This window comes from Rahnella variigena (assembly GCF_003610915.1).
Classification (GTDB): Bacteria; Pseudomonadota; Gammaproteobacteria; order Enterobacterales; family Enterobacteriaceae; genus Rahnella; species Rahnella variigena.
Genome location: NZ_NSDJ01000001.1, coordinates 2,013,009 through 2,037,523, shown reverse-complemented (window position 1 = coordinate 2,037,523; position 24,515 = coordinate 2,013,009). Strand labels below are relative to the sequence as shown.

At 53.6% G+C, this 24,515-nt stretch carries 25 protein-coding genes and 1 tRNA gene; 14 read left to right on the top strand and 12 right to left on the bottom strand.

The window, feature by feature from the left end; genetic code table 11:
* The first annotated feature begins 96 nt into the window (after positions 1-96).
* Together CKQ54_RS09340 and CKQ54_RS09335 are read left to right on the top strand one after the other, a co-directional pair.
* Positions 97-726 carry an ECs1377 family protein gene (locus CKQ54_RS09340; RefSeq protein ID WP_120160292.1) on the top strand — a complete coding sequence of 210 codons (630 nt, stop codon included), beginning with the start codon at positions 97-99 and terminating at the stop codon, positions 724-726.
* Between the two features lie 16 nt (positions 727-742).
* The gene (locus tag CKQ54_RS09335; protein ID WP_120160290.1) at positions 743-1,087 is read left to right on the top strand and encodes a DUF1294 domain-containing protein; all 345 of its coding nucleotides are present in this window, start codon (positions 743-745) and stop codon (positions 1,085-1,087) included.
* A gap of 2 nt (positions 1,088-1,089) precedes the next feature.
* Here the strand turns inward: CKQ54_RS09335 and CKQ54_RS09330 are convergent.
* Both CKQ54_RS09330 and CKQ54_RS09325 read right to left on the bottom strand, forming a co-directional pair.
* A tRNA-Arg gene (locus CKQ54_RS09330) sits at positions 1,090-1,166 on the bottom strand.
* A 146-nt stretch (positions 1,167-1,312) separates the two neighbouring features.
* Positions 1,313-2,224 (bottom strand): L-lactate dehydrogenase, encoded by a 912-nt coding sequence (locus CKQ54_RS09325; protein ID WP_120160289.1) that lies wholly within the window; start codon positions 2,222-2,224, stop codon positions 1,313-1,315.
* Positions 2,225-2,421: 197 nt separating this feature from the next.
* On the opposite strand from CKQ54_RS09325, the gene folD reads away from it, so the two are divergent.
* Both folD and ybcJ read left to right on the top strand, forming a co-directional pair.
* Positions 2,422-3,294: a bifunctional methylenetetrahydrofolate dehydrogenase/methenyltetrahydrofolate cyclohydrolase FolD gene (gene folD, locus CKQ54_RS09320; RefSeq protein WP_095925051.1), complete on the top strand. Its 873-nt coding sequence runs from the start codon at positions 2,422-2,424 to the stop codon at positions 3,292-3,294.
* Between the two features lie 31 nt (positions 3,295-3,325).
* On the top strand, positions 3,326-3,544 hold the full coding sequence (ybcJ, locus tag CKQ54_RS09315) for a ribosome-associated protein YbcJ (protein ID WP_112287597.1): 219 nt from the start codon (positions 3,326-3,328) through the stop codon (positions 3,542-3,544).
* Between the two features lie 87 nt (positions 3,545-3,631).
* Here ybcJ and CKQ54_RS09310 read toward each other — a convergent pair whose 3' ends face one another.
* Positions 3,632-4,699, bottom strand: coding sequence for a DUF1176 domain-containing protein (locus CKQ54_RS09310; RefSeq protein WP_120160287.1), 1,068 nt, complete (start codon positions 4,697-4,699; stop codon positions 3,632-3,634).
* A 255-nt stretch (positions 4,700-4,954) separates the two neighbouring features.
* On the opposite strand from CKQ54_RS09310, the gene CKQ54_RS09305 reads away from it, so the two are divergent.
* Entirely contained in the window at positions 4,955-6,130 is a 1,176-nt protein-coding gene (locus tag CKQ54_RS09305; protein WP_120160285.1) for a DUF3298 domain-containing protein, read from the top strand.
* 84 nt (positions 6,131-6,214) lie between these two features.
* On the opposite strand, the gene nudK is transcribed toward CKQ54_RS09305, so the two are convergent.
* Together nudK and CKQ54_RS09295 are read right to left on the bottom strand one after the other, a co-directional pair.
* Positions 6,215-6,805: a GDP-mannose pyrophosphatase NudK gene (nudK, locus tag CKQ54_RS09300; protein WP_120160283.1), complete on the bottom strand. Its 591-nt coding sequence runs from the start codon at positions 6,803-6,805 to the stop codon at positions 6,215-6,217.
* Positions 6,806-6,877: 72 nt separating this feature from the next.
* A complete protein-coding gene (locus tag CKQ54_RS09295) occupies positions 6,878-7,162 on the bottom strand; it encodes a winged helix-turn-helix domain-containing protein (RefSeq protein WP_208644615.1) in 285 nt (94 codons plus the stop codon).
* A gap of 351 nt (positions 7,163-7,513) precedes the next feature.
* Here CKQ54_RS09295 and acrD point away from each other — a divergent pair, with 351 nt between their 5' ends.
* The 7 genes from acrD (at position 7,514) to CKQ54_RS09260 (ending at position 16,010) form a co-directional block, all read left to right on the top strand.
* Positions 7,514-10,669: a multidrug efflux RND transporter permease AcrD gene (acrD, locus tag CKQ54_RS09290; protein WP_112287592.1), complete on the top strand. Its 3,156-nt coding sequence runs from the start codon at positions 7,514-7,516 to the stop codon at positions 10,667-10,669.
* Positions 10,670-11,116: 447 nt separating this feature from the next.
* Positions 11,117-11,500, top strand: a complete 384-nt coding sequence (locus CKQ54_RS09285; RefSeq protein WP_120160279.1) for an ArsC family reductase — start codon at positions 11,117-11,119, stop codon at positions 11,498-11,500.
* Between the two features lies 1 nt (position 11,501).
* Positions 11,502-12,629 (top strand): succinyl-diaminopimelate desuccinylase, encoded by a 1,128-nt coding sequence (gene dapE / locus CKQ54_RS09280; protein WP_120160277.1) that lies wholly within the window; start codon positions 11,502-11,504, stop codon positions 12,627-12,629.
* 11 nt (positions 12,630-12,640) lie between these two features.
* Entirely contained in the window at positions 12,641-13,324 is a 684-nt protein-coding gene (locus tag CKQ54_RS09275; RefSeq protein WP_207914753.1) for a M15 family metallopeptidase, read from the top strand.
* Positions 13,311-13,496 carry a YpfN family protein gene (locus tag CKQ54_RS09270; RefSeq protein WP_112287588.1) on the top strand — a complete coding sequence of 62 codons (186 nt, stop codon included), beginning with the start codon at positions 13,311-13,313 and terminating at the stop codon, positions 13,494-13,496. Before CKQ54_RS09275 ends, CKQ54_RS09270 begins: the two co-directional genes overlap by 14 nt.
* A 130-nt stretch (positions 13,497-13,626) precedes the next feature.
* Positions 13,627-14,907, top strand: a complete 1,281-nt coding sequence (locus tag CKQ54_RS09265; protein ID WP_120160273.1) for an ATP-grasp domain-containing protein — start codon at positions 13,627-13,629, stop codon at positions 14,905-14,907.
* A gap of 2 nt (positions 14,908-14,909) precedes the next feature.
* A complete protein-coding gene (locus CKQ54_RS09260; RefSeq protein ID WP_120160272.1) occupies positions 14,910-16,010 on the top strand; it encodes a phosphoserine transaminase in 1,101 nt (366 codons plus the stop codon).
* 77 nt (positions 16,011-16,087) lie between these two features.
* Here CKQ54_RS09260 and ypfH read toward each other — a convergent pair whose 3' ends face one another.
* From ypfH to dapA, 7 genes are all read right to left on the bottom strand, one after another.
* The gene (ypfH, locus tag CKQ54_RS09255) at positions 16,088-16,738 is read right to left on the bottom strand and encodes an esterase (RefSeq protein WP_120160270.1); all 651 of its coding nucleotides are present in this window, start codon (positions 16,736-16,738) and stop codon (positions 16,088-16,090) included.
* A 108-nt stretch (positions 16,739-16,846) separates the two neighbouring features.
* Positions 16,847-18,832, bottom strand: a complete 1,986-nt coding sequence (locus CKQ54_RS09250) for a tRNA(Met) cytidine acetyltransferase TmcA (protein ID WP_120160268.1) — start codon at positions 18,830-18,832, stop codon at positions 16,847-16,849.
* Position 18,833: 1 nt separating this feature from the next.
* Positions 18,834-19,286, bottom strand: coding sequence for a DUF441 domain-containing protein (locus tag CKQ54_RS09245; RefSeq protein ID WP_112287584.1), 453 nt, complete (start codon positions 19,284-19,286; stop codon positions 18,834-18,836).
* A gap of 114 nt (positions 19,287-19,400) precedes the next feature.
* The gene (gene ypfJ / locus CKQ54_RS09240) at positions 19,401-20,279 is read right to left on the bottom strand and encodes a KPN_02809 family neutral zinc metallopeptidase (protein WP_120160266.1); all 879 of its coding nucleotides are present in this window, start codon (positions 20,277-20,279) and stop codon (positions 19,401-19,403) included.
* A gap of 219 nt (positions 20,280-20,498) precedes the next feature.
* Positions 20,499-21,212: a phosphoribosylaminoimidazolesuccinocarboxamide synthase gene (purC, locus tag CKQ54_RS09235; protein WP_015698209.1), complete on the bottom strand. Its 714-nt coding sequence runs from the start codon at positions 21,210-21,212 to the stop codon at positions 20,499-20,501.
* A gap of 56 nt (positions 21,213-21,268) precedes the next feature.
* Positions 21,269-22,348 carry an outer membrane protein assembly factor BamC gene (gene bamC, locus CKQ54_RS09230; protein WP_120160264.1) on the bottom strand — a complete coding sequence of 360 codons (1,080 nt, stop codon included), beginning with the start codon at positions 22,346-22,348 and terminating at the stop codon, positions 21,269-21,271.
* Positions 22,349-22,364: 16 nt separating this feature from the next.
* On the bottom strand, positions 22,365-23,246 hold the full coding sequence (gene dapA, locus CKQ54_RS09225; RefSeq protein ID WP_095925033.1) for a 4-hydroxy-tetrahydrodipicolinate synthase: 882 nt from the start codon (positions 23,244-23,246) through the stop codon (positions 22,365-22,367).
* 145 nt (positions 23,247-23,391) lie between these two features.
* On the opposite strand from dapA, the gene CKQ54_RS09220 reads away from it, so the two are divergent.
* Together CKQ54_RS09220 and bcp are read left to right on the top strand one after the other, a co-directional pair.
* Positions 23,392-23,958 (top strand): glycine cleavage system transcriptional repressor, encoded by a 567-nt coding sequence (locus tag CKQ54_RS09220; RefSeq protein WP_120160262.1) that lies wholly within the window; start codon positions 23,392-23,394, stop codon positions 23,956-23,958.
* 25 nt (positions 23,959-23,983) lie between these two features.
* Positions 23,984-24,457, top strand: a complete 474-nt coding sequence (bcp, locus tag CKQ54_RS09215; protein WP_112287579.1) for a thioredoxin-dependent thiol peroxidase — start codon at positions 23,984-23,986, stop codon at positions 24,455-24,457.
* Positions 24,458-24,515 lie beyond the last annotated feature (58 nt).

Below are 24,515 nucleotides of genomic sequence, written 5' to 3'. Positions count from 1 at the left end.
CTCGCAGTGAGGCCTTCGTGAAGGCTTCCGGTGATGACCTGTCGCTGGTATAAAGTAATCAACCGATACTTAAATGTGACCAGAAGGGAATTTGGTGTGACCGGACGCATTGATTACCAGATTGAAAAATACCATTTTTCTGAAGCGGCAGAATCCCCTCGCCTTATCCAGCAATGGAAAGATGTGATTGCCGAATGTCAGGAAAATAAGGCGGGCGCCGCAGAGCGCCTGCGTATCGCCCTGCTCAATGTGGACTATGTCACCAGCTTTGAGCTGCCTTTCCGGCTTTTGCTTACCCGCGCGCCCCAGCTCATTGACAGCGTGCGCGATGAATTGCAACTCAGTCAGAAAAATGTCCTGTTTAATGGCAAACGCTTCGGCTGCGTCTACAGTCTCAAAATGGATCTGGGCGGGATACCCGATGAGTTTCAATACCGTCTTACGACCCGTATCCGGCGCATCGATGCGACAGGAACAACGGAAGCCACTTACCGGGAAATCGCGCAACAAACCAAAGTGCCACGCGATCGTCTCCGGTTAGCACTGGAAGCCGGGCTGGAGGTCAATCCGCTGGACGGACTGTTCTGGTTCGGACTTCAGCGTATTGCGGCTGATGTTTTACGGCTGAGAAAAACGGGAATGGCGATAGCCACGGCTGAAGTCGAGGTATTTGATACGCTGACCGGGACGACAAGGCGCATTCCGGCGTACAGGCTGAAGGCGTAGTTATGCAGTCAACACTATGAATTTCAAATATTTAAGCTATCTGTTGCTGATAGCCGCAGCGGCTGGCAGCGCCTGTTTCCCCCACCCTTTTGTGATGTGGTTCTTAATCGTCAATCTGCTGACGCTGGTCTTCTACGGTGTGGACAAACGAGCCGCCTGTCACTCGACGAGCAGAGTTCCTGAATTCACCTTGCTGCTGCTTGGTTTTGCCGGTGGCTGGATTGGAGCGATTTTTGGCCAGCAGCTTTTTCGACATAAAACGAAAAAACAGCCTTTTAAAACCTGGTTCGCCATCAGTGTGATAGTGAATCTGGTGGTTGTGGCAGGTGTGAGCTGGCTGATGAAAGATTTATTTCTTTGAAATGGTACGCCCTACAGGGCTCGAACCTGTGACCTACGGCTTAGAAGGCCGTTGCTCTATCCAACTGAGCTAAGGGCGCATTGCTTGTCCCTTTCGGGAGCGTTGCGGGTTCGGATTATACGGGCAGACCGGGACGAGTCAATGGCTTTCGAACTCTCTGCTTAATGCCTGAACAATTTGCAGATATTCCCGGACCGCCTTGCAACGTTATGTGACGGGTGTTGGCTATTTTTCAGATTTCAGCGCTGCCGCGATAACACGGGCGGAAGCGTGATACGCCACACCTTCGTAAGCAGTCAGTTCCGGTTGCAGCGTTTGCACAATACCTTTTTTGCCGATGACCGCGGGCTGGCCGATATAAACACCCAGTTCTTCGTCCCAGGCCGAAACCGGCCAGACGCTGTGCGCATCGGACAAAATCGCATCCACCAGTCGCGCCGTTGCTGTCGCGATACCAAAACTGGTCCAGCCCTTCCCTTGCAGGATTTCCCAGCCACCGCCGCGCACGGCATCGTTCATTTTTGCCCAGTCGACGTCACGATCGCCCGCCAGTTCCGCCACCGGACGGCCGCCGAGTGTCACGGTGCTCCAGGCGACAAACTGCGATTCGCCGTGTTCCCCCATGACATAGCCGGTCACGCTTTTCGGATCGATGCCAAAGAACTCGCCGACCACGCGTTTCATGCGCGCGGTATCCAGTGACGTGCCGGTGCCAAACACCTGCGTGTCCGGGAAGCCGCTGGTCTGCTGAATAATTTGCGTAATGACATCGCACGGGTTAGTGATGTTCAGGATAACGCCGCCGAAACCGCTGGCAATCACGCGCGGGATAACTTCACGCACGGCGGCGCGGGTCTCCGCGAGTTCTTCCAGACGATCTTCACGCAGTAAGGTTTTCGGGCCGACTGCGATGACTAAAACGTCGGCATCACGCAGTTCGCTGTAATCGTTGGCGATGACCTGCACGCGTGAAGCGGTCAGCGACGCCATATCACGCAACTCCAGCGCCTGACTGGCCGCTTTAGGTCCGTTCTCATCGAGCAAGACAATCACGTCACACAACCCCTGCGTGACCAGAGAGAATGCAACATCAGCGCCCACATGACCGGCACCGATGATCCCCACTTTGCGTGTCATTTGTTTCTTTCCTTATGATTTAAAAAGAGTCATATCTAAAATAGACACTTTTTTCGCCACTGTCTCAGGTTAAATTCTCGCCCGCAATTCTCACCCGTTTAAACAAGTTATTCGCATTCAACGCCTGACAGCGCCCGCCGCTTCTGACAAAATAGGCGCATCCCCCTGCATTTATTAATTGATGGATTTATTCCCTGATGGCAGCAAAGATTATTGACGGTAAAACGATTGCGCAGCAAGTCAGAAGCGAAGTTGCGGCGCGTGTTCAACAACGACTGGCCGAAGGAAAACGTGCGCCGGGTCTGGCTGTGGTGCTGGTAGGTGAAAACCCGGCCTCGCAGATTTATGTCGCCAGCAAGCGCCGTTCGTGTGAAGAGGTCGGGTTCATCTCTCGGTCTTACGATTTGCCTGCAACCACTACCGAAGGCGAATTGCTGGATCTGATTGAAAAGCTCAATAATGACAGCGAAATCGACGGTATTCTGGTGCAGCTTCCTCTGCCCGCCGGTATCGATAACATTAAAGTGCTGGAACGCATTCATCCGGACAAAGACGTCGACGGTTTCCATCCGTATAACGTCGGCCGTCTGTGCCAGCGTGCGCCAACGCTGCGCCCTTGTACGCCGCGTGGCATCGTGACGCTGCTCGAGCGTTACGGTATCGATACCTTCGGTCTGAACGCGGTGGTGATCGGCGCTTCCAACATTGTTGGCCGTCCGATGAGCATGGAATTACTGCTGGCCGGTTGCACCACCACCGTTACGCACCGTTTCACCAAAAATTTGCGACATCATGTTGAGAATGCCGATCTGGTGGTGGTTGCGGTCGGTAAACCAGGCTTTATTCCCGGCGAATGGATTAAACCGGGCGCGATTGTCATTGATGTCGGTATTAACCGCCTGGAAAGTGGTAAAGTTGTCGGCGATGTGGAATATGATGCCGCCGCCGAGCGCGCTTCCTTTATCACACCGGTGCCGGGCGGCGTTGGCCCGATGACGGTCGCGACGCTGATTCAGAATACCTTGCAGGCGTGCGAGGAATATCACGACATCAGCGCCAGTAAGCCTTAAACAATTCGCACTACATAAAAGTCAGGAACACATGGAAACTTTCTTTCTCGAAAAACACCCGCACGTAGAACTGTGCGATCTGCTCAAATTTATGGGCTGGTGTGACAGCGGCGGTACTGCGAAAGCAGTGATTGCTGAAGGCCAGGTTATGGTCAACGGCAAAGTCGAAACCCGTAAGCGCTGCAAAATCGTTGCTGATATGAACGTTGAGTTCGCCAGCAACAAAGTCGTGGTGAAAGCGTCCGAATAAACTTTCCGGCGACGTAACACTGCAAAAGAAAATGCCCTGCAAGCGAAAGCTCACAGGGCATTTTTTTATTCTCAGTTTGTGCCGGGATTACGGTTGAGTCACCCAAAGTACCGGCCATTCTCCGCCGCTGCTGTACCCGTCGCAGCTGGGTTCAGAAGCAAACGCCGCCAGCCGGAACGCTTTACCATCAAATATCCAGCGCGATGAAACACCACAATCCCCGATACCCCGCCCTTTGTCATAGGTCGAAAGCGTGCCGGTTTTAGGATCGAAATCCGCATTGATCAGCTCAGGTGACTCCTCATCCTCGCCCAGTTTAAACGGCATATTCAGCGCCAGATCGTCCATCTTATAAGGCGCCTGCCGGTTCACCAGAAAACCCAGTGCGAAGAGGTTATACGCACCCATATCGCAATTGACGGTCATCAGGGCCTTGTCGCTGCTCAAGGCAAAAATATGCACTTCACGTTCAGAAGGATCCAGGCTGCAATCGTTATTCTCAATCGTGGTCGCCGCGTTTTGCGTGATGGCTGAGATTTCAGATTCGGTTAACGCCTGCGGTTCACTGAAATGCGGCAGAACCGGCGCGGCCGGGATCGGCGGTACGGTATTTACCGGTTTTGTGCCGCGGTTAGCCCACGCCGTTTTAGTACCGACGCGCCCCTGCTGGGCATCGATCGCCAGTAATGCGGCTTTTATGCCTTTCAGGGAAATCACCGGAGGCACCGGTTGTGCCGGATCCGCTTTACCCGCCAGCGAAATTGCGCTGCCTTCGCGAATGGCGGCGATAAAATCATTCACTACCAGACGATTATTTGTGGAAAGATGTTTTTTACTGACATCCCATTCACGGTGATTAAAGCTCAGGGTTTTGCCGTTCATTTGCAGGCGTCCGGCAACCGGCGCATCTGCACTTTGTTCATCGCTGTTACGCTGATAATCAATGCTGACGGAGGATTTTCCTTCCGGTCCGGCTTCACGACTGATTTTCATCACCAGTTCCTGGCCGTCCTGAGAATTGCGCGCGACACAGTGGTTAAGGTTGTCACAACTGACCTGCCAGTCGCTATAAATGGCCTGTAACGGCTCAGCCTGCGTGCTAAAAGCCAGCAGGGTGCCCAGCAGGCATAAAGGGGCGGTTATCCATCTGCACATTATGAGTTTCAGCTCTGTTTGGATTTATCTTTCTGATAATAGCGTAACACCCGGCAAGAGACTGCCAACAATGCAGCATTTTTTATTCGAAATAAGAAAGAGATACCCCGCCCGATCGGGCTTTTACAGAGGATAATTTTTCGCCGGATATGAAATCACGTAATGGTGACGTAACGAAACATTCAGTACACTGGCAAAGCCAATAACGAAAAATAATGGCGTAAAGGATGACTTTCATTTCTCCGGGAGATTCAGATGAAGTTATGGATTTGGCTGATAGCCGTGTTTTCACTGCCTGCGCTGGCTGAAGAGCCGCCGGTGGTGTACTCCGGCACGCTGGGTAAAACCAGCATTGTGCTCGAACTGGATTTAAATAAACCAGACGAAGTCACTGGCCGGTATTTCTATCAGAAATATCATTTAGATTTACCCCTCAACGGTGCGCTGGATGGTCAGGAACTGAAACTTCAGGAAGGTCTGGACGATTTTGACGATACCCCGCGTCCTGAGCTGACCCTGACGAAAGATGAGAATGGCGGCTGGCAAGGCAACTGGACCAATCCGCAAGGAAAAACATTGCCGGTGAAGCTGCAACCGGTGCAAATGCCCGCAGCAGCCACGGACGACGGCTACCTGAGCGCGCTTATTCATACCGATCCTTACGAGTATCTGCGGTTATCTGCGCTGCAACTCAAAGCGGGTAAAAACGAGAATTTCATGGGCTACCAGCTGCAATGGTGGACGGAGCCGCAGTCGAAAATCAGCTTCTTTGAAATTGTGTCAGGCTATCCGGAAACGGAAATGCAGGCGATTAACCAGAAATTGCGTACCCGCTTGTGGCAGGAAGTCAGCGGCTGGCATGCCTGTATGCTGGGCGCGAGCCGGTTTGGTCAGGGTGAATATCAGCAGACCGTCACACCGGAATACCTGAGTGATGAAATCGTCAGTGTCAGCGTGTTTACCTCGTATGATTGTGGCGGTGCGCATCCTGATTTCGGCGAATCGCCGGTCAACCTCAATGCCAAAACCGCAGAAACACTGACGCTGGAAGATGTGGTATGGGTTGGCGAAGGCGCGCCTTTCCATTATCTGAATGCGGAAGACCGTACCCTGACGGGCAAAAATGACGTGGATTTTGATACGTTTGCGGATTATCGCGATAAGAAATGGGCGCCGTGGCTGGTGAAGCAGCTGACGGCGGCGTATCCGGAGCAAATGAAAAAGCCGACCGAAGAAAGTGATGATGATTGTGATTACTCGGATACTTCTGTCTGGCAATTCCCGGCGTGGTATTTCACGAAGAAAGGACTGTATTTTGACCCGACGTTCGCCCGCGTTTTACGTTCGTGCGAGGGCCCTGAATGGTCGGTTCTGCCGTGGTCTGCGATGAAAAGTCATGCGGGTAGCGTCGCTATCAGTCAGGAACACTAAAAGACGAAAGGCACCGTCGGGTGCCTTTTTTATTGAAGCTCATTTCATTGAAGCTCATTTCATTGAAGTTCAGAGGCGGAAACGTTATGCCAGCCAGCCCTGAATTTGCGCATGTTGTAACAGCATAATGGTTTTGCCGTCTTTAATGCGGCCATCTTTGATCATCGCCAGTGCGTCGGTGAACGGCACTTCGAGCACATCGATATCTTCATCTTCCACACCGCCACCGGCGTTCTGACGCTGCGACTCATCGTATTCTGCGGCAAAAAAGTGAACAATCTCCGTCACACTTCCCGGCGACATATAGGCTTCAAACAGTTTATCTACCTTGCCCACCGCAAAACCGGTTTCTTCAATCGCTTCTTTACGGATGCAGTCTTCAGGCGAATCGTTGTCGAGTAAACCGGCGCAGGTTTCCAGCAGCATACCGGTCGGATTGCCATTGACATAGGTCGGCATACGAAACTGTTTGATCAGCAGGACGGTTTTTTTAGGCCGGTTATAAAGCAGGATTGTCGCCCCATTTCCCCGGTCATACACTTCGCGGGACTGCGGCTGGCGTTCGCCATTGCGCTTGATTAAGTCGTAGGTGTATTTGCGAAGAACATACCAGTTATCAGAGAGTAACTGGTTCCGGACGTTTTCGATTCTGGATGACTTGTCATGAGATGACATATTGCGTGCCCCCGCTCAGAAGTTGTGAGAGAAGCCAGGCAGCATAGCCGGATTCATCGGCTGCCGCTACCGTCAACCGTGCTCAATCGCGGCCAGAAGTTGCTCGCTATGACGTTCAATCCATTGGGGATCTAACGGCCCCCAGCTCGAGAGCTGATAATAACCGTCATTGTTGCGCACGCCCTGCTGTACAAACTCCAGCCCGACGCCCATTCCGGGCAGAGCTTTCAGCACATCCTGCAAAGTGCGCCGTGGCCAGCCGGTGATTTCCATCAGCTTTGGCACATTCGGTTTTTGTTCATTCTCGATCAACCAGCAAAGATATAAACGACGGGCAAAGACGGAATTTATTAGCAAACTCATCTGGACAGCTCCTGCCGGGATGTCATAAAAATGAAGATAGCCAAAGAGTAGACTGTTTCAGCGAATATCGCTGAGAGATAACCCTGTGTACGGGGAGGATTTTTTACATTATCTCCTTTATTTCTCCACGTTTTATGCCATATGAACAGGTAAAGTGCTTAGGCGTAGAACACCACTCTAACACTCGCTCCGTCCCGCCGGGACAGTACCGCCTCTGAGACCTCTTCTGAAAAGACAATTTCTACGAAGACAATGCTCAGGGGATTTTTTTGTCAGATTACTGGCATTGTGTTTGTTTGCTGATGTTAGTCACTCACGCCAGAGTGACAACGAGGTTCCTGAAGCATGGCTAACTTTTTCATCGATCGCCCGATTTTTGCCTGGGTTTTAGCGATCATCATTTCCCTGACCGGCGCACTCGCGATCTATTTTCTTCCGGTTGAGCAGTACCCTGATCTGGCTCCGCCAAACGTCAGGATCTCTGCAACGTATCCCGGCGCATCAGCACAAACATTAGAAAATACCGTTACCCAGATTATCGAACAAAACATGACGGGCCTCGATAATCTGATGTACATGTCTTCGCAAAGCAGTAACGACGGTAAGTCTCAGATAACCCTGAGCTTTACTGCCGGTACAGATCCGAACGAAGCGCTCCAGCAGGTGCAAAACCAGCTGCAACAGGCGCTGAAACGTCTGCCACAGGACGTGCAGACGCAAGGCGTGACCGTCTCAAAGACCGGTGATACCAACCTGATGATGGTGGCGTTTGTTTCCACAGACGGCAGCATGGATAAGCAGGATATCGCCGACTATGTGGCGTCTAATATTCAGGATCCGCTGAGCCGCGTGCCCGGCGTCGGCAGCATTGATGCGTACGGTTCGCAGTACGCCATGCGTATCTGGCTCGACCCGGACAAGCTGAATAATTATCAGCTCACTACCGCCGATGTGGTCACCGCGATTAAAGCGCAAAACAGTCAGGTGGCCGTCGGTCAGCTCGGCGGTGCGCCTTCTGTAGATTTTCAGGCGCTGAATGCCACCATTAACGCGCAGTCTCAGTTACAGACGCCTGAACAGTTCCGCCAGATCACCTTGAAAGTGAATCAGGACGGTTCGCAGGTCAAACTTGGTGATGTCTCAACCATCGGCCTTGGCGCGGAAAACTACGCCCTGCTCAGCCGGTATAACGGACAGGCCGCATCCGGTATGGGTGTGAAACTGGCGTCCGGTGCCAACGAACTGCAAACGGACAAGGCCGTCCGTGCGCGTCTTGAAGAGCTTTCTCATTATTATCCGCACGGGCTGAAAGCCGAAATCGCCTACGAAACCACGCCATTCGTCAAAGCGGCGATCACCGACGTAGTGAAAACGCTGTTTGAAGCGATCGTGCTGGTGTTCCTGGTTATGTATCTGTTCCTGCAAAACTTCCGTGCGACGCTTATCCCGACCATTGCCGTGCCGGTGGTATTGCTGGGGACATTCGCTGTACTGCATCAGTTCGGTTACAGCATCAATACCCTGACGATGTTCGCGATGGTGCTCGCCATCGGCCTGCTGGTGGATGACGCCATCGTGGTAGTGGAAAACGTCGAGCGCGTGATGAGCGAAGAAGGCCTCAGCCCCAGAGAGGCGACGCGAAAATCGATGGGACAAATTCAGAGTGCGCTGGTCGGTATCACCATGGTGCTGTCGGCAGTATTCGTGCCGATGGCCTTCTTCGGCGGCACTACCGGCGCAATTTACCGTCAGTTCTCCATTACGATTGTTTCCGCGATGGTGTTGTCAGTGTTCGTCGCCCTGACGCTGACACCGGCGCTGTGCTCCACCATTCTCAAGCCTATCGCGCAGGGACATCATCACGGTAAACGCGGCTTCTTCGGCTGGTTTAACCGGATGTTCGACCGCAATGCCCGTCGCTACGAAAACGGCGTGGCGCGCGTTCTGCGTAACAGTGTGCGCTACATGCTCGGTTATGCGGCGCTGGTCGCCTTGCTGGCCGTCATGTTTATCAAACTGCCAACCTCATTCCTGCCGATGGAAGACCGCGGTGTATTCACCGTGCAGATCCAGTTGCCGCCGGGTTCGACGTTGCAGCAGACGCAAAAAGTAGTGGAAAAGGTCGAGAAGTATTTCCTGCAAGAAGATAAGAAAGACGTGCTTTCGGTATTCTCGACCATCGGCGCAGGCCCCGGCGGTAACGGGCAGAACGTGGCCCGTATGTTCGTGCGACTGACGCCGTGGGATGCACGCACCGGTGAAGACGATTCTTCTTTTGCTCTGATTGAACGGGCGACCAAAGCGTTTAACAAGATAACCGAAGCCCGCGTTATCGCCAGCAGCCCGCCCGCCATCAACGGTCTCGGCAGCGCGACCGGCTTTGATATGGAACTTCAGGATCACGCCGGGCTGGGTCACGCCGCGCTGATGGCAGCACGCGACCAGTTACTTGAAATGACGTCGAAAGACAGTAACCTGACCCGCGTTCGTCACAACGGTCTGGATGACAGTCCGCAATTGCAGATCGACATCGATCAGGTGAAAGCACAGGCGCTGGGCGTGGCGATCGCTGATATCAACAGCACGTTGAGTACCGCGTGGGGCTCAACCTACGTCAATGACTTCGTGGATCGTGGCCGCGTTAAGAAAGTCTATGTGCAGGCCGGAGCGCAATACCGCATGTTGCCGGACGATATCAACCGCTGGTACGTGCGAAATTCTGCCGGAACCATGGTGCCCTTCTCGGCTTTCGCCACTTCAAAATGGCTGACCGGTTCACCGCGTCTGGAACGTTACAACGGTTATTCCGCACTGGAAATTGTGGGTGAACCGGCAACGGGCATCAGCAGTGGTACGGCGATGGATGACATGGAAAAACTGGTCGCGAAATTGCCGGTAGGTATTGGCCTCGAATGGACAGGTCTGTCGTATCAGGAAAGATTGTCAGGTTCGCAGGCTCCGGCGCTGTATGCCATTTCTCTGCTGGTGGTGTTCCTGTGTCTGGCCGCGTTGTATGAGAGCTGGTCCATTCCGTTCTCGGTGATGCTGGTCGTTCCGCTCGGCGTACTCGGCGCGGTGATTGCCACCTGGATGCGCGGGCTGGAAAACGATGTGTACTTCCAGGTCGGGATGCTGACCATCATCGGCCTGTCGGCGAAAAACGCTATTCTGATTGTCGAGTTTGCCAATGACCTGAATGTTCGCGGCAAGGAATTGCTGGAGGCCACGCTTGAAGCATCGAGAATGCGTCTGCGTCCGATACTGATGACGTCGCTGGCATTTGTGTTTGGTGTTCTGCCGATGGCGACCAGCATGGGCGCAGGTTCAGGCAGCCAGCACGCGGTCGGTACCGGCGTCATCGGCGGGATGATTTCCGCAACTATCCTGGCCATCTTCTTCGTGCCGCTGTTCTTTGTGCTGATCCGCCGCCGGTTTCCCGGGAAAACCGCGCATCCCGTGATTGCCGATATCGCTGAGACAGTGCCCGCAGATCACAAATAACGGCGCTGAATTTCAGGCAACAAAAAAGGCGTTAATGTGAATTAACGCCTTTTTTATTAATGATTTACTGGCTGTGAGAATCGTCGCTAAATCGGACGTAATGGTCTTCCTGAACAAACGTTTTTTATAATGACGTACTGCACTGAGAATAAATCTTTTCTTTGCTTTAACGGTAACGATGCGGGCAATTACGCTTTCAACATACGGTCGATAAAGTCTTTCCAGTGACCTAACTCTTGCTCTAACATTTTACTCCCCTTGATTGGACGGACGGATTATACGTCTATTTTTTGAGCATGTAAAAAGGCCTTCATTATTTTTTAAGCGCGATCACAATCCCGCCCCGTCTGGATCCTGCGGCCGTTTTGCCTCATTATGTGTTCCATCCTTACGTCCGTTTTTATGCGGGTAAAAAGTTCTTATTTTACTGACAGGTTACGTTTTTCTATGGCAAAGACTTCCGCTCCAACCTCTTTTATTCTCTACGGCATAAAAAATTGCGATACCGTGAAAAAAGCCCGCCGCTGGCTGGAAGAAAACGGAGTTGAATACCAGTTTCATGATTACCGTGTCGAAGGGCTGGATGATACGTTGTTGCAGAACCTGCTGGATAAGCAAGGCTGGGAAGCCATGCTCAATACGCGCGGAACGACCTGGCGCAAACTTGATGAAGCCACGCGCGCAGCCTGTGATAACGAAGCCAGCGCCAAAGCGGTGATGCTCGAACAGCCTGCGGTGATCAAACGCCCATTTTTGCTGGCCGCCGACGGTCAGTCCCTGCTGGGATTCAAACCAGAAACCTATCAGCAATTTCTCGCACAGGTGAAGTAACATGAGTTGTCCGGTTCTCGATTTAGCCCAACAGTTAATCCGCCGCCCTTCCCTCAGCCCGGATGACGCTGGCTGTCAGGAAATTATGATTGCCCGCCTCGAAGCCGCTGGCTTTCACGTGGAACCCATGCATTTTGGCGATACCCTGAATTTCTGGGCCACTCGCGGCGAAGGTAAAACGCTGGCCTTTGCCGGTCATACGGATGTCGTACCGACCGGCGATCATAAGCTGTGGGTGACCGGTCCGTTCGAGCCTACGCTGCGCGACGGAATGTTATATGGTCGCGGTGCGGCAGACATGAAAGGTTCGCTGGCGGCGATGGTGGTCGCGGCGGAACGTTTCGTTGCCGCAAACCCGAATCATCAGGGTCGTCTGGCGTTTCTTATCACCTCAGATGAAGAAGCCAGCGCCGTAAACGGCACCGTAAAAGTGGTCAACGCGCTGATGGAACGCAATGAGCGCCTCGATTACTGCTTAGTCGGCGAGCCTTCCAGCACCACGCGCGTCGGCGATATTGTGAAAAATGGCCGCCGCGGTTCGATGACCGCTAATCTTCACGTACACGGCGTTCAGGGACATGTCGCCTATCCGCATCTGGCGGACAATCCGGTGCATCGCGCCATGCCTGCGCTGAATGAACTGGTCGCCACCGTGTGGGATAACGGCAACGAATTTTTCCCGCCGACCAGCATGCAGATCGCCAATATCAACGCCGGTACCGGCAGCAATAACGTCATTCCCGGTGAACTGTATGTGCAGTTCAATTTCCGTTTCAGCACCGAACTGACTGACGCCATCATCAAACAGCGCGTGGCAGAACTGCTGGACAGGCATAACCTGCAATACACCCTGCACTGGGTGGTTTCCGGTCAGCCGTTCCTGACATCACGCGGTGCGCTGGTCGATGCGGTGGTTAACGCCGTGCGTCACTACAGTGAAATCACGCCGGAACTGCAAACCACCGGCGGCACCTCTGACGGGCGTTTCATCGCGCTGATGGGCGCGCAGGTTGTCGAACTCGGGCCGGTCAACGCCACCATCCACAAAATTAATGAATGCGTTCACGCGGCAGATTTGCAGGTTCTGAGCCGCATGTATCAGCGCATCATGGAACAGTTAGTCGCATGATCAGCCATGAAATGCTGACCGGCCGCTCCGCTGAGCATCTGGTGACGCTGGGCGAAGGCCCGCACCGGTTGCAGAAAGAGGCAGCGCAGGCATTTGAAAAAATGCGCCAGGCCGCCAGTGTTGCCGGTTTTGATCTGCAACCGGCCAGCACTTTTCGTGATTTCAGTCGCCAGCTGGCGATCTGGAATGGCAAATTTCGCGGCGAGCGACCAGTATTAGATAAGAACAGCCAGCCGGTGGATATCAGTAAGTTAACCACAGCGGAACGTTGTGAGCTGATTTTACGCTGGTCGGCGCTGCCGGGTGCCAGCCGCCATCACTGGGGCAGTGATCTGGATGTGTACGATCCTTCTCTGTTACCGGCTGATAAAAAGTTGCAGCTGGAGCCGTGGGAATACGAGGAAGGCGGTTATTTTTATCCGCTGAATCAGTGGCTTTCAGCACATATGGCGGAATTTGGTTTTTATCGACCGTACGCAGAAGATACCGGTGGTGTCGCCGTTGAACCCTGGCATCTGAGTTACCGTCCGCTGGCGCAGGAGTGCGAGAAACTGCTTACACCGCACGTTCTCATCAGCGCCTGGACAGGACAGGAAGTGGCCGCCGCAGACTGGTTAGCCGGTCAGATGACGGAAATATTTCCGCGATTTATCGCCCTCTCACCCCTTAAAGGAGCACACCATGGAGTGGCTTAAAGATTACTGGTGGATCGTTCTGATCATACTGGTCGGGATGTTAATCAGCGGGATCAAAGAGCTGAACCGCGTGGATGTTAAGAAGTTTTTGAAAGACAAACCGGAGATCCCACCGCACCGCGACAACAATGCGGAATGGGATAAAGATGACGAGTGGCCGAAGAAAAAGTAATTTCCATCCGGTAGCCCTTCATCTTTAATCAATATTAGTCGGCGGATAATCTAGCGATTCTCCGCCGATTGACTTTCTCCCCTGCCGGTAACATGCAACGTGAAACCGATGCACGGAGAGAACACGTCCTTTGCAAACACTACCTATTTCCCACCCTGTTCAGGCTGCGTCTGAGCATTTCGACGCCACGCAATTTCTGGGACTGGCTCCGTTTTTACGTATGAGCATCGCCGGTGATGAGTGTACTGACATCGCACAGGAGCTGGTGACCCGCGCGCAGCAAAACCCTGATGACGCCGTGCTGTGGATGAACCTGTCCACCGTCATGTTGTGCCTGCAGCGCACCGATCTCGGGCTGACTATTCAGGATCAGGCGCTGGCTATGCAGCAGGTTTATACCCTGAATGCCGCACAACGACCGGCAAAAATGCGCCTGCTGATGCTGATGGTTCCCGGCACGTTATCGGCCAATGTGCCGCTGGATTGCCTGCTGGAAAACAGCGATATCGAGCTGATTTATTACTACATCACGCCCGAAGCGCCGTTTGAAGCGCCGATCCCTGAGCATGATGTGCTGATGGTCGCCATCAGCGCCACCACTGAAAACCTGTTCCTGTTACAGCAGCTGGAAAGTATCACCCGCCAATGGCCGGTGCCGGTCATCAATGCGCCGCAACATATCCCCAACTCCGAGCGTCATAACGCCAGCACGTTGTTGCAAAATCAGCCGGGATTAACCATTGCGCAGGCGCATCCGGTGACATTCTCGGCTTTATCTGCGGTAGCGGAAGGGAACATCTCCCTGAGCAGCGCATTGCCCGGCAGTGATTTTCCGGTGATCCTGCGACCAGCCGGTTCGCACGGCGGTCATGGTCTGGAAAAAATAACCAGTCCGGATGAACTGGCCGGTTATCTGACCCGTGTGCAGGTGGAAGATTATTTCCTTTCGCAGTTCATTGATTACAGCAACGCTGATGGTCAGTTCCGTAAATACCGTATTTCGCTGATCGACGGCGTGCCTTATGCCTGTCATATGGCGATTTCGTCGCACTGGATGGTGCATTACGTCAACGCCTTCATGTATGAAGATCAGAAAAAACGTGAAGAAGAAGCCGCGTTCCTGAATAACTTCCATGAATTCGTTGCCCGTCATCAGCAGGCGCTGAAGGCTATTTTTGAGACCACGCAGCTCGATTATCTGGGCATTGATTGCAGCGAAACGCCGGACGGCAGTTTGCTGGTCTTTGAAATCGATCCGGCGATGGTCGTCCACGCGATGGATCTGGAAGTGATGTTCCCGCACAAACAAATCCATATGAATAAAGTTAAAACAGCATGCCGAGAGTTGCTGTTATCCCGTGCCTTTGCGCACAGCGGTGCATCGGCTGATGCGCCAGAAGGAAAAGAATAATCATGATTTCACGTAACGCCCTTAATTTCTCCGGTGGTCCCGGCGCATTGCCGGAAGTCGTACTCGCACAAGTTGAAGCGGCGATCAAAGAAGTGCCGGAAGTCGGCCTGTCGATCCTCGGTATCAGCCACCGTTCCGACTGGTTTGCTTCCATTGTTGAAGAAACCGAAAACAACATCCGCACCCTGCTCGGCTTGTCGAAAGATTTCCACATTCTGTTCCTGCAGGGCGGCGCAACGCAGCAATTCTCGATGGTACCGATGACGCTGTTACGCGGTCAGAAACATGCCGCAGAATATCTGGATACCGGTTACTGGAGCAGCAAAGTCGTCACCGAAGCGCGTCGCGAAGGGCCGGTGAAAGTGCTGTGGAGCGGTGAATCTTGCGGGTTTAACCGCCTGCCCGCGGATGAAGAACTGGCGTTTTCGCCTGACGCGCCGTATCTGCATTACGTTTCCAACGAAACGGTGGAAGGCTTACAGTTCCAGCGCGTTCTGGGACGTGACGATGTACCGCGTGTCTGCGATATGTCCTCTGATTTCCTGTCCAAACCCTGCGATGCCAATAAATTCTCAGTGATCTATGCCCACGCGCAGAAAAACATCGGCCCGGCGGGCGTCACTATCGTGCTGGTGCACGACACCGTGGTGAAAGCGTCGTCTGACGAATTGCCATCGTTCCTGAATTATCGCCGTCAGGTGGAATCCCATTCCAACCTCAACACGCCGCCGGTATTCGCGATTTATGTGGTACTGCTGGTCACGCGCTGGTTGCTCAATGATGTCGGCGGTCTGGACAATATGGAACAGACCAACCGCCACAAAGCGGAACTGCTGTACGCGATGCTCGATAACAGCGACGGTTTCTATAACGGCTGGAGCAGCAAAGCGGACCGTTCACAAATGAACGTGGCATTTAAACTGCCGGATGAGGTGCTGGAGAAGAAATTCCTGGCGGAAAGCCATGAAGCAGGTTTCTCGGGTCTGTCAGGCCACCGCGCCATCGGTGGTATCCGTGCGTCTATCTATAACGCCCTTTCACTGCCAGCGGCGGAAAAGCTGACTAACTTTATGGATGATTTCATGCGTAAAAACCGCAAATAATCGCCATCAGGCAGACATAAAAAACGCCCCCGGTTGTCATGCAGCCGGGGGCGTTTCTTTTTTAAATCTCGGCAAAATCAGCGCTGGTGCGATTTCGGCTCATAATTCTGTAAATGAGCAATGGCGGTGTTGATCATATGCGAATCCAGTCCGTGGGCCATACCGGCCTGCAAATCCAGAGTACAGTCACAGCCCAGAGACTTCAGACGTTCTGCCGCACTTTTCGACTGGAACGGGTTGATCACCGGATCCTGCTCGCCGTGAATGAAATGTACCACCGTACCGGCGGCAATCGGCTGTTCCGGCAAAGACGAGAAACGTCCGCTGAAGGCGATAATGCGCGACGCCAGATGCTCTTCGACTTTGGTCGATTCCAGCGCCATGATGGTGCCCTGGGAGAAGCCCACCAGCGTGGTGTGCTCCGGCGTGACACCGGTTTTCTGCTGCCAGTCACGGACAATCTGTACGAAAGCCGGCATTGCGGCATCCACACGCGGCTGACGGTTTTGTTCGGTCACGCCTTGCACGGAAAACCACTGGAAACCGCGGCCAAAATCACAAATGTCAGGACTGCCGACGCTGATCACCTGCGCCTGCGGGAATGAAACAGCGAAAAACTTACCGATTTCGCCCATTGAAATCGGGTTATCACCCACGCCATGAAACAATAAAATCAGCTGGTTAGCTATTTCTTCCGGCTGCTGGACGATAATCTGTTCTGAGCTCATTGCTCTCTCCCGTTGTCGATTAATGGGTTCACTATACGCCGCCTGCCGGTCAGTGAAATCGGGTTTTATTGAACGAGTCTTTCCATTTTTTGCAATAAAACCGGTGACTTATTCCGCAGTTCCCGCGTCTTTCAGTGCCTGTTGTGTTTCCTGACGCCAGCGGGTCAGCAAGGCTTTACGGCCGGAAAGTTTCAGCGCCGTGACGATTTGAGCCACGCTCTGCCCCTGTTGCAGATAAGCGCGCAGCGCGGTCAGCGGCAAAGCACTGTGTAAAAGCAGGCGATTGAGCGCCGGTAAACTGCTTTCCAGCGGACGATGAGCAAAAGCGAATCCGTTCAGTTCGCGCCAGTCCGCGTCGTCAGGCTGCGTGTCTGCCGGGCTGTTTAGCGGTAACACCAGATCCATCAGCGGCGCCAGCCAGCGCCAGTCACGGTTAAGCTGAGATTCTGCACTCTCTGCCAGCGCCTGCCCTGCCGCACTGAGCGGTAATATCGCCATCGCGGCATAACATCCGCTGCTGGCTTCTTTCTGCATACTGATACGCACCAGCCGGAATCCGGCCTGCTGCCATAATGACGCCAGACCTGACGTGTAGCCAAAACTCACCGACAGGAAATCCAGCCCCGCCTGCTGCGCACGCTGTTGCTGTTCCGCCAGCAAATCACGGGCAATACCCCGACGGCGAAACGCGGGATGTACCGCAATGCGGCTGACGCGCCGTGAACGTAATACGGCGGCTTCGGGGAAACCCGCGTGAGCTGCGAGTGATTGTGCGACCAGATTGCCCCGCGGACGTCGCCTGCCCGCCCAGACGTCCTGCGCCAGTTCCGCACTCAGTCCGCCCTCATCCACCAGCCATAACGCCCCCGTCAGCGTGTTGTGCATCCGCGATGCGCTGAAGGTCATGCCCGGCGCATCCAGCAGACGACGCAAATCCAGCGGTGACGTACGGTAATGCGCGCTGGTGAGCAGGCCGTAGAAATCCTGCAACAGCGCCGGTTCACTCAGCCAGTCTCCGGCATTAACCGGGACTATTTCTGATGTGCCGCCCGTCTGTTCAGCAACCGGCAGATGCTCATCAAACAGCAATAAATCGCTGATGAACGGTTCGAGGGTATCGGCAGCTGACCAGCGGACCGGCGCATTGAGACGCAGGTCATGCCACTGCGGCAAAGACGCACAGAATTTGAGTAAGAACCCGCGCCCCGTGCCTTCATATCCCTGAACCGTAGTGGTCAGCAACACACGCGGGAAAGCCGCAACCAGCTCTGAAAGCATCGGTGCCGGAATAGCAGCAGCTTCGTCGATAATCAGCCAGTCAGCGCCGGTTACAGCGCCTTCGCGGCATAACGCCAGCAGCGCATCAGGCGCGATAAAATGAGCAGATTCAGCTGGCTGATTAAGTATCTGGCTGGCCGACGCTTTGGCCGGTGCGGTCACGCAACAGCTGCCCGGCCACCGACGGATCAACATGCCCGCCAGCGTCGATTTACCCCGACCACGCGGCGCGGTCAGCACCCACACGCCGGACTGAGCCTGCATCAGTTGTTGTAAAATTTGCGATTGCTCAGCGGTGGGCTGACCGTCGGGTGGCAGCCAGTCTGCTGCAACGGGCAACGGCGCGAGCTCAAAAGGCTGATTCTGCCGCCAAACCGTGACGCTGCGGTCTTGTTCAAGCAAAGACTGGAAACGACGGATAAAGCGCGGCGTGGGGATCGCCTGCGGCTGTTCGCTCCAGCGCAGGCTATCGGCATCCGGCGTGTCGGCCCAGGCGCTCCATTCCGGCACCAGTAAAATCAGCCAGCTTCCGGCTTTCAATGCGCCGGAAAATGCCGCCAGCGCCTCGACATTCAGGCTATGGCGGGCATCAAACACGCCGTGAAAAACATCCTGCCCCAGCAGCGTATGTGCCGCTGACGGCGAACAGGCGTTCACGTCGTCACGCGCGGAATCACTGAGCCAGAGCCAGTCACCGGCACTCTGTGCGCAGAACTGAATGGCCTGTTGTTCACACCACAGCGCGTCGCCACTGAACACCAGCAAACGCCGGACGCCCAGCCGCTGCATCTGTTGCTGTGGCAAAGTGACTGACATGTCAGGTTTTCCCGACAATCATCGATAACAGACCGGCAGCGATCAGCGGCCCGACCGGCACACCTTTAAACATCGCCACGCCCAGCACGGTGCCTACCAGCAAACCCGCCACCAGATGCGGCTGTGTACCCATCAGCGTCAGGCCGCGTCCGCCAAGCCAGGACACCAGCACGCCCACCAGAATGGCGACAATGGATTTCCAGTGGAAGAAAGAATGCACCACGGTGCTGGCGCTGATTTTTCCGCTGGCTATCGGCGCCATCACGCCAATGGTCAGAATAATAATGCCGATGGTCAGACCGTATTTTTCAATCCACGGGAAAAAGTTGTTCAGCGGCGTAATGCGTACCGTAAGAAGGAAGAACATTGCGATGGTGACGGCGCTGTTGTGGCTGATGATGCCCAGACCGGCGAAGACAAGTAAAATCAAAAGGGTTGGATCGAGAAAAGCCATGGCATTCCCAGCGGTTCAACATGAGGAAAAAAGAGAGGCTCACTGAGCCTCTCTGGATCGGTCATTGATTATTGAACAGTTTTTGGCAGCAGACCAGCGCTTATTGCCTGTTAATCAGCGGCTGGCGAAGGTGTTGCACTGGTCAGGATTACCGGTATCAAATCCGCGTTTGAACCAGGTATAACGCTGTTCAGACGTACCGTGTGTGAAGCTGTCCGGCACAACGCGTCCCTGACTTTGCTGCTGTAAACGGTCATCGCCGATGGCACGCGCAGCATCCAGCGCTTCTTTCAGGTCTCCCTCTTCGAGAACGTTTTGCTGTTGCATGGCGTGTCCCCAGACACCGGCGTAGCAGTCAGCCTGCAATTCCATTTTCACCGACAGCTGATTCACCACCGTCTGCGATGCGCCCTGCTGCATCTCGCGAACCTTACGCTCAGTACCCAGCAAGTTCTGCACATGGTGACCGACTTCGTGCGCGACCACATAGCCCTGCGCAAAATCACCGCCCGCGCCGAGTTTGTTCTGCAATTCCTGATAGAAAGACAAATCGATATACACCGTGCTGTCCGCCGGGCAGTAGAACGGGCCCATCACCGACTGGCCGGTACCGCAACCGGTACGGGTTGCGCCGCGATACACCACCAGTTTCGGCTCACGGTAAGTCATGCCCTGCTTCTGGAAAATCTCTTTCCAGGTGTCTTCCGTTGAGGCGAGGATCACCGAGGTGAATTTTGCCTGCTCATCATCTTTCGGGCTGATGGATTGTGACTGTGTCTGTTGCTGCATACCGCCGGACTGTCCGCCGTCAATCAGCGGAGTGAGGTCGATACCGTAATAACCGGCAACCAGCACCACAATGATAATAACAATGCCGCTTTTGCCACGGATAGGCAGACGCATCCCCCCGCCACCTAAACCGCCGCCGCCGTTAGATCCCTGTCCGCGTCTGTCTTCTACATTGTCGCTTTCGCGACGCCCTTGCCAACGCATAGATACCTCCAACCTGTTTTTTTAAGACTAGCCAGCACACGCAGTTAATACCATCTGCGAAAGGACGTAATTTTAGTGACGAAGGGATTAAATGAAAGGAATCAGTGTGAAAACAGGAAAATTAAATGCAGGGAAGAGAACGGGTGACGGAGACCATCACCCGTTAAGTGTGCACCGCGTAAACGATTGCGCAGTCTGGCTAAAAAAATAACGCGCCGCTTAGTCCAGTTTCACACCAATACGGTGAGCCACTTCTTCATAGGCTTCAATCAGGCCACCGAGGCTCTGGCGATAACGGTCTTTGTCCATCTTGTTCAGGGTTTCTTTATCCCACAGGCGGCTGCCGTCTGGTGAGAACTCATCACCCAGCACCACTTCACCATTGAACAGACCGAATTCCAGTTTGAAATCGACCAGGATCAGACCGGCATCATCAAACAGTTTGCTCAGCACGTCGTTGGCTTTGTAGCTCAGCTCTTTCATGCGTGCGAGGTTTTCTTCGTTCACCCAGCCAAACGTTTTGCAGTAAGACTCGTTGACCATCGGATCGTGCATCGCATCGTTTTTCAGGAACAGGTCGAACAACGGCGGGTTCAGTTCCAGACCTTCTTCAATGCCCAGACGTTTTACCAGCGAACCAGCAGCACGGTTACGGATAACGCATTCAACCGGGACCATATCCAGTTTTTTCACCAGCACTTCAGTGTCAGACAACAGGCGTTCCATTTGCGTAGGAATACCGGCTTCTTCCAGCTTAGCCATGATGAAATGGTTAAATTTGTTGTTAACCATACCTTTACGGTCGAACTGCTCAATACGCTGACCATCCAGTGCTGACGTATCGTTACGGAACTCCAGTACCAGAAGGTCCGGGTTTTCGGTGGTGTAGACGGTTTTCGCCTTGCCGCGATACAACTCAGCTAACTTTTGCATCTTTACTTACTCCAGTGGAAAAAACAGATGTAAAAAGGGGCCGGAGCCCCTTGGTATTATTTTGCGCTGCTCTGGCTAAACGCGGCCTGCATGACCGCCACCATCGCGTCGTTCTGCGACTGGCTGAGAGCATGTCCTTTCGGATCAAGGAACTGCAAGCTACTACGGTTGTCGAGGTCGCCAACCTGAAGTTTGTAATCACCGGAGCTGAGGCCCGGATCTTTCGCACCCAGTGTCTGCCACGCATCGTCATTCAGCGGTTTGTAAGTCACAGACATTGTACCTTGCGGACGGCTGCTGTCGGTCACTTTCATGCCGGCTTTCGCCAGGGCATTAGGCAGACGATCCCAGACCACACCGTAAGATGAACGGACGATCAGCACCGGTAAGCCGGTATCATCAGCGCCGCTCTGGACGTCGATTTCACCTACGCGGCGGTTATCGAGACGCGCCTGAGTATCCTGCTGCACTTTATCCAGGTTCGCCGTGATGGCGTTCATCATCTGGCTGTTGTAGCGCTGGATTTCGGCAGTAGACGTCACCGCTTTATCTTGCTGTTTCAGCTCAAGCGTTTTCACGGTCAGTGCCAGCTGGTAGCTCTGCTGTTTCACGCTGATCTGATAACGGCCCTGATACTGGAAGTCTTCATCCGCACGATTCCAGTCAATGAAATCGGTGGAGAGCGTCTGGTTCGCGTCATCACGGTTGGCAATTTTGAATTTATTTTGCTCAACAGCTTTAACGACGTTGTTCCACAAATCACGGTTTTGCGGCGTGTTTTCCAGCAGCACGGTACTGGTGTCGCCGGAGAACTGAGTCTGAGAACCGTTCAGCAATGCCAGCGGCTGGGCAGGTGGACGAATGTCGAGCTGCTTACCTACCGCGCCCTGCATTGCGCCTTGCTGAATATCATAAGTGCCGTTCTGCACTGGCAGGATCATGCCTGATGGTGCTTTCAGCTCATGCAGCGCGGGCGCATCCAGGTAGGCTTCATCACCGCTCACCTGGCGCTTGTAGCGCTGGTCACTGGAACATGCAGCCAGCAGCATAATCAGGGAAACACCCACGACTTTTGCTACGGCTGTTTTCTGCAATCGGGTCATCTGGAAACTATTCTTGTCAAATAAAGAGGCCATCAAATCTTCCTAAGAGTTACAGCAAACCGGCGCTTTTTAATGCTTCTTCCACGACCGGACGGGCAGCATCTGTTAACGGCGTCATAGGCAGACGCATCGTATCGGTTGCCATCAAACCCAGTGCCTTACAGGCCCATTTCACCGGGATTGGGTTTGCTTCTACAAACAAATTCTGATGCAAAGGCATCAGGCGCTGATTCAGGCGACGCGCCTCGGCAAAATTGCCAAGAGCAGCCAGCTCACAAAGTTGTGCCATTTCACGGGCAGCGACGTTAGCAGTAACGGAAATAACGCCCTTGCCACCCAGCTGCATAAAGTCCAGACCACTGGCGTCATCGCCGCTCAGCAGAATGAAATCTTCATCATCAACCAGCACTTGGATCTGACTAACACGACTTAAGTTCCCTGTTGCCTCTTTAACAGCAACAATATTCTTCAATTTTGCTAAACGCGCGATGGTCGGCGGCAGCATATCGCAGCCGGTACGTGAAGGCACGTTGTAGAGAATTTGCGGCAGGGAGGTGTTTTCAGCGATAGCTTTGAAGTGCTGATACAGGCCTTCCTGAGTCGGACGGTTGTAATAAGGGGTGACTGTCAGGCAGCCAACAACGCCACTTTTTTCAAAACGTTGCGTCAGAGAAATCGCTTCAGCGGTGGCATTTGCACCTGTGCCTGCGATCACCGGAATGCGGCCGTCGGCCAGTTCCAGTGTTTGTAAGACCACGTCACCATGCTCTTCGTGGCTCAGCGTTGCTGACTCTCCGGTTGTGCCAACGGAAACGATCGCCGCAGTACCACTGGACACATGATAATCAATCAGTTTTTTCAGACTTGCGCGATCGACGGCACCTTTGGTGTCCATCGGCGTAACCAGTGCAACAATACTTCCCGTAAACATTGACCTTCCCCTCCACAAACAGGTCACTCATGGTACTTTTGACACCACTGCAAAAGCAAGCAATCAACGAGCGGTAACCGCTTGTCCGGCGGTTTTTTTTATGTTTACCTTGGGAATACTCCAAAGCACGACAGGAAGACCCATTTTGCCGCAGCCACAACAACATTATCTGGTCATCACCGCATTGGGTGCCGATCGCCCTGGTATCGTCAACACTATTACCCGTCAGGTGAGCAGCTGCGGCTGTAATATCGAAGACAGCCGGCTGGCAATGTTGGGCGATGAGTTTACGTTCATCATGCTGCTTTCCGGCAGCTGGAACGCCATCACCCTGATTGAATCCACCCTGCCGCAAAAAGGGGCGGAGCTTGAATTGCTGATTGTGATGAAACGCACCAGCGCGCATGAGCGCCCGCCGATGCCGGCAACTGTGTGGGTGAAAGTGGAAGTCAAAGACTCGCCGCATCTGATTGAGCGTTTTACCGATTTATTCGATACGCATCAGATGAATATCGCCGAACTTGCGTCAAAAACCCGTCCGGCGGACGCCACGTTGCCCGCGCAGCTTTCTATTCAGATCACGGCGCACAGCGCGGCAAATACCGATCCGGCAATTATTGAGCAGGCGTTTCATCAGCTATGTACAGAACTGAAAGCGCAAGGCAGTATTAACGTCGTTAGTTATTCTGAGAATGAAGATAAACTGCAGTAACAGCTGAAAGATACGGAGAAAGACAATGAGCCCACTGAAAGCCGGTGATCCTGCGCCGCAATTTAGTTTACCCGATCAAGATGGTGAACAAATTAATCTGGCCGACTTCCAGGGACAGCGTGTCCTGGTCTATTTCTATCCAAAAGCCATGACCCCGGGTTGTACGGTACAGGCCTGCGGACTGCGCGATAACATGGATCAGTTGAAAAGTGCAGGCGTCGAAGTGCTGGGGATCAGCACCGATAAGCCAGAAAAACTGTCGCGTTTTGCTGAAAAAGAGCTGCTGAACTTCACGTTGCTTTCCGATGAAGATCATCAGGTCTGCGAGCAGTTTGGCGTCTGGGGTGAAAAATCCTTTATGGGTAAAACCTACGACGGCATCCATCGCATCAGCTTCCTGCTCGACGGCAATGGCAAGGTCGAGAAAGTGTTCGACGACTTCAAAACCACTAACCACCATGACATCGTGATGGCCTATCTGAACGAGAAGTCTGCCTGATCTCTCACGCCTGACAAACGTTCATAAAAAAAAGCGCAGACGCGCTTTTTTATTTTTC

Excerpts from the sequence above, each read along its gene's own strand:
- CKQ54_RS09335 (WP_120160290.1), top strand. The coding sequence starts at position 743 with ATGAATTTCAAATATTTAAGCTATCTGTTGCTGATAGCCGCAGCGGCT.
- purC (WP_015698209.1), bottom strand. The coding sequence starts at position 21,212 with ATGCAAAAGTTAGCTGAGTTGTATCGCGGCAAGGCGAAAACCGTCTAC.
- ypfH (WP_120160270.1), bottom strand. The coding sequence starts at position 16,738 with ATGAGCTCAGAACAGATTATCGTCCAGCAGCCGGAAGAAATAGCTAAC.
- CKQ54_RS09285 (WP_120160279.1), top strand. The coding sequence starts at position 11,117 with ATGGCAAAGACTTCCGCTCCAACCTCTTTTATTCTCTACGGCATAAAA.
- CKQ54_RS09275 (WP_207914753.1), top strand. The coding sequence starts at position 12,641 with ATGCTGACCGGCCGCTCCGCTGAGCATCTGGTGACGCTGGGCGAAGGC.
- CKQ54_RS09310 (WP_120160287.1), bottom strand. The coding sequence starts at position 4,699 with ATGTGCAGATGGATAACCGCCCCTTTATGCCTGCTGGGCACCCTGCTG.
- bcp (WP_112287579.1), top strand. The coding sequence starts at position 23,984 with ATGAGCCCACTGAAAGCCGGTGATCCTGCGCCGCAATTTAGTTTACCC.
- CKQ54_RS09270 (WP_112287588.1), top strand. The coding sequence starts at position 13,311 with ATGGAGTGGCTTAAAGATTACTGGTGGATCGTTCTGATCATACTGGTC.
- CKQ54_RS09305 (WP_120160285.1), top strand. The coding sequence starts at position 4,955 with ATGAAGTTATGGATTTGGCTGATAGCCGTGTTTTCACTGCCTGCGCTG.
- nudK (WP_120160283.1), bottom strand. The coding sequence starts at position 6,805 with ATGTCATCTCATGACAAGTCATCCAGAATCGAAAACGTCCGGAACCAG.
- ypfJ (WP_120160266.1), bottom strand. The coding sequence starts at position 20,279 with ATGCGTTGGCAAGGGCGTCGCGAAAGCGACAATGTAGAAGACAGACGC.
- ybcJ (WP_112287597.1), top strand. The coding sequence starts at position 3,326 with ATGGAAACTTTCTTTCTCGAAAAACACCCGCACGTAGAACTGTGCGAT.
- CKQ54_RS09325 (WP_120160289.1), bottom strand. The coding sequence starts at position 2,224 with ATGACACGCAAAGTGGGGATCATCGGTGCCGGTCATGTGGGCGCTGAT.
- CKQ54_RS09245 (WP_112287584.1), bottom strand. The coding sequence starts at position 19,286 with ATGGCTTTTCTCGATCCAACCCTTTTGATTTTACTTGTCTTCGCCGGT.
- dapA (WP_095925033.1), bottom strand. The coding sequence starts at position 23,246 with ATGTTTACGGGAAGTATTGTTGCACTGGTTACGCCGATGGACACCAAA.
- CKQ54_RS09260 (WP_120160272.1), top strand. The coding sequence starts at position 14,910 with ATGATTTCACGTAACGCCCTTAATTTCTCCGGTGGTCCCGGCGCATTG.
- CKQ54_RS09250 (WP_120160268.1), bottom strand. The coding sequence starts at position 18,832 with ATGTCAGTCACTTTGCCACAGCAACAGATGCAGCGGCTGGGCGTCCGG.
- dapE (WP_120160277.1), top strand. The coding sequence starts at position 11,502 with ATGAGTTGTCCGGTTCTCGATTTAGCCCAACAGTTAATCCGCCGCCCT.
- acrD (WP_112287592.1), top strand. The coding sequence starts at position 7,514 with ATGGCTAACTTTTTCATCGATCGCCCGATTTTTGCCTGGGTTTTAGCG.
- bamC (WP_120160264.1), bottom strand. The coding sequence starts at position 22,348 with ATGGCCTCTTTATTTGACAAGAATAGTTTCCAGATGACCCGATTGCAG.
- folD (WP_095925051.1), top strand. The coding sequence starts at position 2,422 with ATGGCAGCAAAGATTATTGACGGTAAAACGATTGCGCAGCAAGTCAGA.